Source organism: Hyphomonas sp. BRH_c22, from assembly GCF_000961795.1.
GTDB lineage: Bacteria > Pseudomonadota > Alphaproteobacteria > Caulobacterales > Hyphomonadaceae > Hyphomonas.
In genome coordinates, this window is sequence record NZ_LADU01000140.1 from 1 (window position 1) to 9,885 (window position 9,885).

Below are 9,885 nucleotides of genomic sequence, written 5' to 3' on the forward strand. Positions count from 1 at the left end.
GTTGCTGCGCTTGATGGTGCCGACATCTGCGGCACACTTGTGCTCGCATAGTCCCGGGTCGCCGCCGGTGCAGGTGCAGGTGCCGTGGCCGTTGCACTGCCCTGCCCCGGATAACGGAATGCGATGCGTTTTCCTTCTTCGCCCGGTGCCGGCGCCGATATTCGCTGCGGTGATCCAGCCGCAGGCGCTCTGCCTTGAGGGGCCGGAGCACTTTGCCCTGCATAAATTATCGGCGCAGGGTTTCGCTGGCCCGCATAGGCCGGCCCACTCGCAGAGAGTGCGATTGCACTGGCAGCAAGGAAACAACTAAACTGGGCGGATCGACGCTGTGTCGTAAAACGCATTGCGAAACGTGAACCTCATTCTGTGGTCTCGGGCTCGACCTTCAGGTCGCTTCAGACGGCTGTTCTGCCGACTTCAATTCTGATGGTTACCACAGGGAGATGCACAGCCAATGAACCCGGCATTCAGGATTGGCCGACCTCGGCAAGGGAGCGTTAATGATTGGCCAGGAAACGCGAATGCCCCGGTGCGCACATCGGGACTTGCAAACCGGCGTTCAGTATATCAAACACGGTGCGCCGGAGGAGTGGCAGAGTGGTTGAATGCGGCGGTCTTGAAAACCGTTGAGCCTTCGCGGGCTCCGGGGGTTCGAATCCCTCCTCCTCCGCCATTGCGCGTTGTTATTATTGGATAATATTTATTGTTATGAATTCTAGTGCACTGTCTAGTGCACAATCGCAAACGAAATGCAGAATATTTGTGTCCGAAGGCCAGTGCTTACCAAAATGACGGACATGATCGATCACGCTGATTCGCTGAATCTCCGGTGGATTTGGAGGTTGTGCCAATTGATAGGGCTAAACTGCTGCCGTGCGTGCCGAACTGCGCATTCACGCAAATATGCAATCTAGTTCGGAGTCAATTTTGGCAGGCAATCCTTGCCGTGAGCTTCGATGTTACAAATGACTGTTACACGGAAACTCCCGTCCCTGCCCTGCTTGACGCTGAACGCGACCTTGTCGCCCTTGGCAAATCCCGCCAGATCAACTCTTGAGAGTGTCTCGAATCCCATTGTCATCGCGCCCATGCCAACACCTTCAATCGGACCATGACCAATTGTCAGGAAGTCACCATCCGGTCCAATCGATATAATCGTACCTTGACCCTCTCCCGATAGCGCTTGTTGCAATGCCGGGTTCTTAGGCTGGCCTGCTCTCGCAGTTTCAGGTCTCGCGGCTGTGGCGTATGGGTCCGGGGCTTGCCCGCAAGCGACGAGCGTCGATGCCAGCCCACCCAAGATGATGCCCGCCTTCATGCCTTTGATCGTTTTCATGCTATTTCTCCTTCAATCGTTTCGATAGGGTCGGCCGGAACCGTCGAATCCGATCCCGCCCGTGTGGCCAGTTTTCGTCCGACCCAGATGTAGTAAATCACGGGGACGACGATCAACGTGAGAACGGTTGTCGAAACCATGCCGCCGAGCATGGGCAGGGCAATGCGGCGCATCACGTCAGACCCTAACCCTTCCGTCAGGAAGATCGGCGTGAGACCGGCCATAACGACTGTCACCGTCATCAGTTTCGGCCGGACCCGCATGGCCGCGCCATGGCTCACGGCGGCGAACAATTGTGCGCGGCTTTCTGGTCGTTCGAGCCTGACCTGCTGGTCGATATAGAGCAGCATGACAACGGCGGTCTCAACGGCGATGCCACCGAGCGCAATAAAGCCCACGGCGACGGCAACTGACAAATTGTAGCCCGCAAGCCAGACCGCCCAAAGTCCACCAACCAGGCCGAAAGGCAGCGACATCATGATCATGGCGGTGCGATCAAATTTACCGAAATGCAGCATGAGCAAAAGAAAAATCAGACCAACAGCCGCCGGAATGGCAATCTTCAAACGGTCATTGGCAGCCTGCATCTGTTCGTATTGACCAGACCATTCCACGGCGTAGCCCGGAGGCAAATCGACGGAATCGGCCACGGCCTTTCTCGCATCCGAGACGTAACCGCCAAGATCGCGCCCAGCGATATCGACGAAGACCCATCCTGTCAGCCTTGCATTTTCCGACCGGATCATGGGTGGGCCTTCCGTATAGGCGACGCTGGCAATCTCGCCGAGCGGGATATGGGCACCTTCCGGAGTCGGCACGAGTATATTCTCAAGGTCCGTGCTGGTTTCCCGGAACGCACGATCATAGCGCAGGATAATATCGTAGCGTTCGCGTCCCTGAACGGACTCCGCCAGTTTTATGCCCCCGAGGGCCGTCTGGATGACTGACTGGAAGACACCCATATCGATGTTTCGGCGTGCGAGTTCGGCCCGGTCCGGTGTAATCTCCAGATATCGGCCGCCCAAGACCCGGTCAGCAAAGGCCGACCTTGTGCCGGGCACATTGGACACGGCCGTTTCGATCTCGCGCGTGACGCGGCTTATGTCCTGAAGGCTGTCACCGGTGACCTTCACACCGATCGGTGTGCGCACTCCGGTCGACACCATGTCCATACGGATCTTGATCGGATAGCCCCACGAGTTCACCAGGCCAGGCATCTGGAGCCGGCTGTTCAGCTCGTCGGTAATCCTGTCCGGTGTCATGCCCGGCCGCCATTCGGATTTCGGCTTCAGCTGGATCCATGTTTCGATCATGGTCAGGGGAGCCGGATCGGTTGCGGAATCAGCGCGGCCCGCTTTTCCAAAAACGCGTTCGACTTCCGGAACGGTCGAAATGAGCCGGTTTGTCTGACCGAGGATTTCACGCATCTTGGTTGAGGAGGCGCCGGGCAAGGCTATCGGCATGTAGAGAAGTTCGCCTTCATACAGCGCTGGCATGAATTCTGTACCGAGACGCTGGACCGGCAGAATGACGCTGGCCATGACCAGCAATGCCAGCCCGATCGTCAGCCATTTGAAGCGCAGCGCCGCATGCAGTATCGGTTTGTACAGCCAGATGAAGAACCGGTTGAGCGGGTTGGCGCTTTCCGGTTTCATGCGTCCGCGCAGGAGCCAGACCATCAGGACCGGCACGACGGTTACCGACAGAACTGCGCCGAATGCCATGGCATAGGTCTTCGTGAACGCAAGGGGCGAAAAGAGACGATAGCTTTCTCCCGTAAGCGCGAAGACTGGCAGGAAGGAAACCGCAATGATCAGCAAGGAGAAGAACAGCCCGGGTCCGACCTCCTGGGCCGCGTGGACCAGGGCTGCTCTTCGCACTTTTGGCGTAGCCGTGTCACCGAGTTCCGACATCTTCCGGCTGGCATTCTCGACCATGACGATTGAGGCATCGACCATGGCGCCGATCGCGATGGCGATCCCGCCAAGCGACATGATATTGGCCGTCACACCCTGCCCCGACATGATCAGGAAGGCCCCGAGCACACCGAGCGGTATCGTAATGATGGCGACGAACGCTGCACGGAAGTGAAGGAGGAATATGAAGACGACCAGCGCAACCACGATTCCCTCTTCCAGTAGTTTTCCCTTGAGATACTCAACGGCGCCTTCGATCAGCGGCGCCCTGTCATAGACGGTGACAATCTCCACCCCTTCTGGAAGGCCGCGCTGCAGCTCTGCCAGTTTGGCCTTCACGCGCCTGATGACATCGAGCGCATTCTCGCCATCGCGCATCACAATAATGCCGGCGACTGTCTCGCCTTCGCCATTCAGTTCGACCACACCGCGACGCAGGGCCGGTCCTTCAACAATCCGCGCAAGATCGCCCAGTGTCACCGGCGCGCCATCCTCGGCCTTGACCACGACCTGTTGCAGGTCCGCACTGCGCTCGACATAGCCGGAGGACCGGATAACGAATTCGGTTTCGCCTTGCTCGAGCACCCGCCCGCCAACCTCGCCGCTCGCAGACCTTACCGCTTCAGCCACGCGCCGGATCGGAACATTGAACGCGCGCAACCGGTTCGGGTCGACCAGAACCTGAAACTCCCGGACGAAGCCGCCGACGGAAGCGACTTCCGCAACGCCCTCGACGCCTGACAGTTCCAGTTTGAGGAACCAGTCCTGCAGGGAGCGCAATTCGGCAAGGTCGGTCCCCCCCGTCTTGTCGACCAGTGCGTATTGGTAGATCCAGCCGACTCCTGTCGCGTCTGGTCCGATCTGCGGCGTCGCGCCTGCAGGCAGTTCCGACCCGAGCCTCGAGAGGGCCTCAACCACGCGCGACCTTGCCCAATAGAGGTCCACATCGTCTTCGAAGATGACATAGATGAAGCTGGTTCCGAACATCGACGCCCCGCGCACATCCTTCGTCCTGGGCAGGCCAAGCAGGCTGGTTGACAGGGGATAGGTCACCAGGTCTTCGACAATTTGCGGCGACTGGCCCGGAAAGTCCGTCCGGATAATGACCTGCGTATCCGTCAGGTCCGGAATGGCATCAAGCGGGGTGTTCTGGATCGCGAGCCAGCCAGCAACCGCAAGCGCAACCGCAAGCGTCATCACAATCAGCTGGTTGGCAACAGACCAGGAAATAAGTCTCGCGATAGAAGACTGCGACGGGTCGCGGCCAGCAAGGTCTTGATCGGAAGACGCGCTCATTGTGGCACCTCCGACATGTCGCTCATATTCATGTTCATGGGATCAGGCCACGCGATCTTCTCTGCCTGGGCTGTCCCATACGGATTGGTCGGCTCGCTCCCTTGCTGCAGCCAGGCGCGCCCGGTTTCTGTCTCACGATAGAATGCAAGACCTGCGTCTCGGTAATGGGCGGGCGCGCCTTCCATGAGCCAGGGGTCAAGCGCAGTCATCAGGGCTGCCAGGGCATTGCGTGTTGTCACCTCATCCGTGGCGTCGGTGGTCGACATCAGCGCAGTTACGGCGCCCTCGAGGACAGGCGCCAGCCTCGTGCCGCTGAAACGTACGCCAAGCGCGTCGCCGGTCTGAATCGCCGGCGCGAGAAAAGTCGGATCGATCTGGTACCCTTCTGTCAGCGCCTCGTAAAAATACAGGGCCATGTCCGTCAGATGGTCGATCTCGGCCAGTGTTCCGGAATCGGTGACGAGTTCGTCAAGTGGCGTGTCCGGATTCCCTCCGGCGGTTGGTCCGCTAAGTTTTGCCAGCCCTTCGCGGAGGCTGACTTCGGAATCGAGCAGGAACTGGCCGCTGGCAACCACCTCTTCATCGGCCCTGACGCCTTGCAGGATTTCCGTCAGCCCCTGGGCGGACACACCGGTTTGAACAGCCCTCGCGTCGAATTTGCCATCGCCCAGCGCGACAACAACATGCGCGCCGGAACTGTCACGCAGCACCGCTTCGCTCGGAACCGAGAGGCGCGCTTCGCCGCCAAGGTCGAACGATATATCGGCATAGGCGCCCGGCCGGAGCGCACCGGATGCGTTGTCGACGAGAATACGCACCTGCGCCGTACGCGTCTTCGGATCGATTGTCGGATAGATATAGTCGACTTGACCCTTCCCTGCCGCCTCCGGTGCACTTGGGATGGAGAGAGATACCGGCAGCCCCGTGTCGATGAAGGGCAGATCCTTCTCTGCGACGGAAGCAATGACCCAGACATCGCTGTATGACTGGAGGCGCAGGACCGGTGTGCCCGGTTTGACATAATCGCCTTCGCGAATGTCGAGAGATTTCACGATCCCACCTGTTTCGGCATAGACCGGGACGCGTTCAATGAGCTGACCGGTGCTGGCCAGCTGGGCGATTGTGGCGGGTTGCATGCCAAGTGAACGAAGGCGCTGGCGAACGGAAGCGATCCGGGCGTCATTGCCAATCTTGACCGATGCCAGGTAGTCCTTTTGTGCGGCAATCAGGTCGGGACTGTAGATACGGTACAGCAAGGCACCGGGACGAACCGCATCGCCTTCCGCCCGCACAGTGAGGCTTTCGATCCAGCCTTCAAGCCGAGAGGTCGACGCAGATTCCGTTCGCTCGTTCGATTGTACGTTTCCATATGCGCGTACCGTCCGACCAAATGACGCATACTGGGCGCGCGCCGTTCGAACACCCATTGTCTGCAACATTTCGGACGGCACGGTGATACGGCTGCCAGCGGCTGGTTCGTCATAGACTGGGATATAGTCCATCCCCATCGAATCCTTCTTGGGAACCGGTGACGTGTCAGCCAGGCCCATCGGATTCTTGTAGTAAAGGACGTCCCCCTTGCCCTTGCCTGCTGTGGGCGTTGCCTTGGCAGGTATGAGATCCATGCCGCAGATCGGACAGGTCCCGTCAGCGTCGGTCGATATATAGTGCGGATGCATTGGGCAGGTGTAGGACTGCACCTCCCCGCCGGAATCGGCTGACACATCCGCCCCACGCATCGTTGCCGCATTGGGGTCAGCGCCGCCACAAGCGGCCAGCAAAAGAGTCAAGGCGAGCAAACTTGTTACAATTGTATTTTTCATGATGTCACCAGAAGGGCATTGAGGCGCTCGGTCGCGCCGTCGCGGCGCGCCGCTTCGGCAGCGGTTTGCGACTGAAGGAGCAGGATAGCGAGTTCGCCATCGATGATCGGGGAATAGTCTCCGGCGCCGGACTCATACACAGTGAGCAAGGCGTCTCGCTGGTCCTCAAGAGAATGGATCTTCTGCTTGAGCACCGCCAGCGATTCGACGGCTGCACGCCGTGTCGCCAGGTAACCCGCATAGTCGGATGCCGCGCGCCTCGCGGCCGCCATGGACAGGGCACGTGCCGCGCTACGGTCGGCTTTGGCCGCGCGCAGCCGGGGCGCCTGGCTCTTCTCAGCCCAGATGGGAACAGTGAATGTCACCATGCCCGAGACCCAGTCATCGCCAGCAAAGGTGGATCCCATGCCTCCGCGCCCGTTTTCACGTTGCTGATAGGTTAGCTGCACGCCCCATTCTGGTTTATATGCGGCGGCCGCCTGATCGACGCCGGCGTCGGCAACGCCGACAGACGCCTGCGCGATACGAACAGCGTGAAAGGCGCCGGCCTCCCCCGTCCATTCAGCGACGACCGGCATAGGCGCATCTGTATCAGGTACCGCGCCGATTAGGTCGACTAGCCTGGCATCGATATCTGCGTTCTCGGCGTCGAGCTCTGCGAGCGCGCGATCAATATCAGCCCGCTCAACATCGACTTGTGCCAGCCGGAACAGAGCCGGGCGGCCCGCATCGATCTCGTTCTGTATGACGTCCGTCAATTCGGCATATTTTTCGCGCCGGGCCAGCGCGAGGCGGCGTTGTTCCCGGATACGCGCGCGTTCGATCAGCGAAATGCGCAGCTCCGCGCGCAACTGGGCATATTGCCAATCGCGCGCCGCATCGGTCTGGGCGGCGCGATTATTCGCTCCCGATGACTGGGCGTTTCGCAAGGCAGCAGACGGAAACTGCTGGCGTACCCCTACAGCCTTGTTGGTTGGCAGGAACCTGTCGAATACCGGATCGAAAACGGGCAAATTGTTGATGCCGAGCGATATGACCGGATCGGGTAGCGCGTGAGCAGCCGTGGCGCGTTCGCGGTCTGCGTCCGAACGGTATTGCAGGGCGTCCAGCGCGGGATGGCGCGCGAGCTCTGCCTCCAGCTGATCGAGACTTTGGGCGCGAGCACCCGAGAAAGTTGAAGATGCGAATCCGGCGACCGCTGCGAGCAGCCAGACGCGTGATGGGTGAGTGAACATGGGTCTTTCCTGGATTTGAATCAGAAGAACAAGGCAACCGCCCGCGAGCCTTCAGGCGCGCGGCAGAGCGATTGTTGTGCTGATCAGATCAGGAAACGTTGTTTCAGGACGAGAGGTGTCTGCGGGCGGGGTTTGTATGTTCCTGCCGGCGGACCGGTTGAGAACCCCTTGATAAGGACTTCTTCCACCGAAAATTGCACCGCCGGAATCGCGATCAAATTCGCTTCATCGGGCAGCGGAGAGACGGTGGGCGCGGGTGAAACCTGATTGATTGCGATAATGCTGCAATCATTTCGTTTAGGGCACGACTCTTCCATCGAATCGGGTCCGGAAGCATCGCGATGAACATCTTCAATGCCAGGGGCTGCCTGAACACTCTTCGACACAAGCATCGCCTCGATGCCGTCGCCACGATTCTGGACATCCAAGGCCATCACCGGGCAGGCGACCAGTGCAGCCGCGACAAGCGCGAGGAAGAGGCGACAGATGCCGATCATTCGATCCCTATGCACACATCAAAATTAATATTCCAATAGTCCGACATGGTAAATCAAGGAGTTGTGATCGCGCTGCCGTAAGACTCGCGATATATTTACGGGCGACCGGATAGCGCTAAATGCCTGCCGGACTAGTAAGCCACCACCAGCCCTGTTGCGTAAAAGTCCTCAAGAGCGTGACATTTCTTAGTGATTTTTGAAGAATTGACTGTTATGGCGCATCACATGCGTTTGTTCGGCGTCATCTTCAATATCAGACTTTGGCTCGCGACTTGTCTGGTCGCGACCATGTTGATTGGCCCTGCGTCGGCGGATGTACATGCGATTGATCCTGAGACGATAGTCTGTCAGGCTTTGGATGACCAGGGCGTCGAAACGAGCACAGAACGCACGAAAGACGGACAGTCGAGCCCGGATCATGATCATCATGTAGATGCATGCGGGAGTTGTCATTTCCATCTGGCCGGGTCCTTTCATACCAGCTCCGTATCTCGCATAATTCCTGACGCTTCCGTGTGGCCAGGCATAAACGCGACCGCGCCTCGCGCCGGTCCCTTCGGCCTCTACCGCCCTCCCCGTGTCTGATCTGACGCCATAGCCACGGCTCTGCCGTCGGCATATTTCAGGTCATCACGAGGAAATTAACTCAATGAATACATTGAAGCAGGGTGCATGTTGTGCCCTGATCGCAGCTGTCCTTGCGGGCACTGCGGTCGCGGCTCCGTGCAGCCGACCAATGGTCGCTGTCTCCGCAATCGAGGCAGGTGCCCCCTTAACATTGGACGCCGTACTGGCAGAAGTCCGCAATGCTTCCCCGGAAGTGCGCAAGGCCGCACTGGAAACACGCGCTCGCCAGGCGGACGCAGATCAGGCCGGTCGCTGGCTCAATCCGTCGATTGGATTGGAACTAGAAAACTTCTCGGGCTCCGGGCCACTCGCTGGCTTTGATCAAACCGAGACAACGTTTTCGATCGCCCAGACATTCCAGCTGGGCGGCAAGCGATCAAAACGGCAGCGCGCTGCCCGTGCCAGTGCCGCACTCGCAACGGCAGAATGTAACGCCATCCTGCGCGAAACAGAATTGGAGGCGGTGACGCTCTTCTATGAACTGGACGCGGCCGCCCAGCTCGTCCGTCTCGCCGATCAATCGGCCGAACTGGCGGACACGCTCAGCGAAACCGTTGGCAAGCGAGTGGATGCAGGCGCGGCCGCGCCACCGGAACTTTCCCGGGCGAAAGCCGATGCTGCAGCCTTGCGCGCAGTGGCCGCACAGACACGCGGTGACATGGAATCCCTTCGCTACGATCTCAGCGCATTGTGGGGAAGCGCCGACCCGGTCTTCGAGGCACCCGTCCAGCCAATGACGGCGCCCGCCGACCCCGGTCCTGCCAACCTGGGCCAACACCCCGCCATCAAAGTAGCCGAAGCGGGCATCGTCGCCCGGCAGGCAGAGCAGGATCTGGCGCGCGCGCAAGGGATTCCTGATCTTACGCTAAGTGCCGGCATGCGGCAGTTTGAACAAACGGGCGATACCGCCTTCCTTCTGGGCGTCAGCGTTCCTGTCCCATTGTTTGACCGCAACCGGGACGCAACCCGCGCCGCGGGTTACAGAACCGATGCCGGTCGCGCCGACCGGGCGGCTGTGGAGGCAAGATTGCTTGCCAGCCAACGTGCGTCAGTCGCTCAGGTCCGCGCGGCCCAGGAACGCCTGGCCCTCCTTGAAAACGATGCCCTGCCCTCTGCCAGGGCGGCCTATGAAGCATCCGTCCAGGGCTATGCCGC

General features: G+C 59.6%; 7 protein-coding genes and 1 tRNA gene. 2 read left to right on the forward strand and 6 right to left on the reverse strand.

What is annotated here, in order from left to right; translation table 11 throughout:
* Window positions 1-583 precede the first annotated feature (583 nt).
* Window positions 584-673: transfer RNA gene (locus VR74_RS20140), tRNA-Ser, on the forward strand.
* A gap of 237 nt (window positions 674-910) precedes the next feature.
* On the opposite strand, the gene VR74_RS20145 is transcribed toward VR74_RS20140, so the two are convergent.
* The 6 genes from VR74_RS20145 to VR74_RS20170 form a co-directional block, all read right to left on the reverse strand.
* On the reverse strand, window positions 911-1,336 hold the full coding sequence (locus VR74_RS20145; protein ID WP_299951560.1) for a copper-binding protein: 426 nt from the start codon (window positions 1,334-1,336) through the stop codon (window positions 911-913).
* On the reverse strand, window positions 1,333-4,548 hold the full coding sequence (locus VR74_RS20150; RefSeq protein WP_045699906.1) for a CusA/CzcA family heavy metal efflux RND transporter: 3,216 nt from the start codon (window positions 4,546-4,548) through the stop codon (window positions 1,333-1,335). The genes VR74_RS20145 and VR74_RS20150 overlap by 4 nt, the downstream gene beginning before the upstream one ends.
* On the reverse strand, window positions 4,545-6,371 hold the full coding sequence (locus VR74_RS20155; protein ID WP_045699907.1) for an efflux RND transporter periplasmic adaptor subunit: 1,827 nt from the start codon (window positions 6,369-6,371) through the stop codon (window positions 4,545-4,547). The genes VR74_RS20150 and VR74_RS20155 overlap by 4 nt, the downstream gene beginning before the upstream one ends.
* Window positions 6,368-7,606 carry a TolC family protein gene (locus VR74_RS20160; RefSeq protein WP_034742943.1) on the reverse strand — a complete coding sequence of 413 codons (1,239 nt, stop codon included), beginning with the start codon at window positions 7,604-7,606 and terminating at the stop codon, window positions 6,368-6,370. The genes VR74_RS20155 and VR74_RS20160 overlap by 4 nt, the downstream gene beginning before the upstream one ends.
* A gap of 83 nt (window positions 7,607-7,689) precedes the next feature.
* The gene (locus tag VR74_RS20165; protein WP_034742939.1) at window positions 7,690-8,103 is read right to left on the reverse strand and encodes a hypothetical protein; all 414 of its coding nucleotides are present in this window, start codon (window positions 8,101-8,103) and stop codon (window positions 7,690-7,692) included.
* 186 nt (window positions 8,104-8,289) lie between these two features.
* A complete protein-coding gene (locus VR74_RS20170) occupies window positions 8,290-8,580 on the reverse strand; it encodes a hypothetical protein (RefSeq protein WP_045699909.1) in 291 nt (96 codons plus the stop codon).
* Window positions 8,581-8,752: 172 nt separating this feature from the next.
* Between VR74_RS20170 and VR74_RS20175 the strand changes: the two genes are divergently transcribed.
* A partial coding sequence (locus VR74_RS20175) for a TolC family protein (RefSeq protein ID WP_045699913.1) occupies window positions 8,753-9,885 on the forward strand: 1,133 nt, incomplete at its 3' end.

What these genes read in the sequence shown, in the direction of transcription:
- VR74_RS20145 (WP_299951560.1), bottom strand. Translation starts at nt 1,336, where the DNA reads ATGAAAACGATCAAAGGCATGAAGGCGGGCATCATCTTGGGTGGGCTG.
- VR74_RS20150 (WP_045699906.1), bottom strand. Translation starts at nt 4,548, where the DNA reads ATGAGCGCGTCTTCCGATCAAGACCTTGCTGGCCGCGACCCGTCGCAG.
- VR74_RS20155 (WP_045699907.1), bottom strand. Translation starts at nt 6,371, where the DNA reads ATGAAAAATACAATTGTAACAAGTTTGCTCGCCTTGACTCTTTTGCTG.
- VR74_RS20160 (WP_034742943.1), bottom strand. Translation starts at nt 7,606, where the DNA reads ATGTTCACTCACCCATCACGCGTCTGGCTGCTCGCAGCGGTCGCCGGA.
- VR74_RS20165 (WP_034742939.1), bottom strand. Translation starts at nt 8,103, where the DNA reads ATGATCGGCATCTGTCGCCTCTTCCTCGCGCTTGTCGCGGCTGCACTG.
- VR74_RS20170 (WP_045699909.1), bottom strand. Translation starts at nt 8,580, where the DNA reads ATGAAAGGACCCGGCCAGATGGAAATGACAACTCCCGCATGCATCTAC.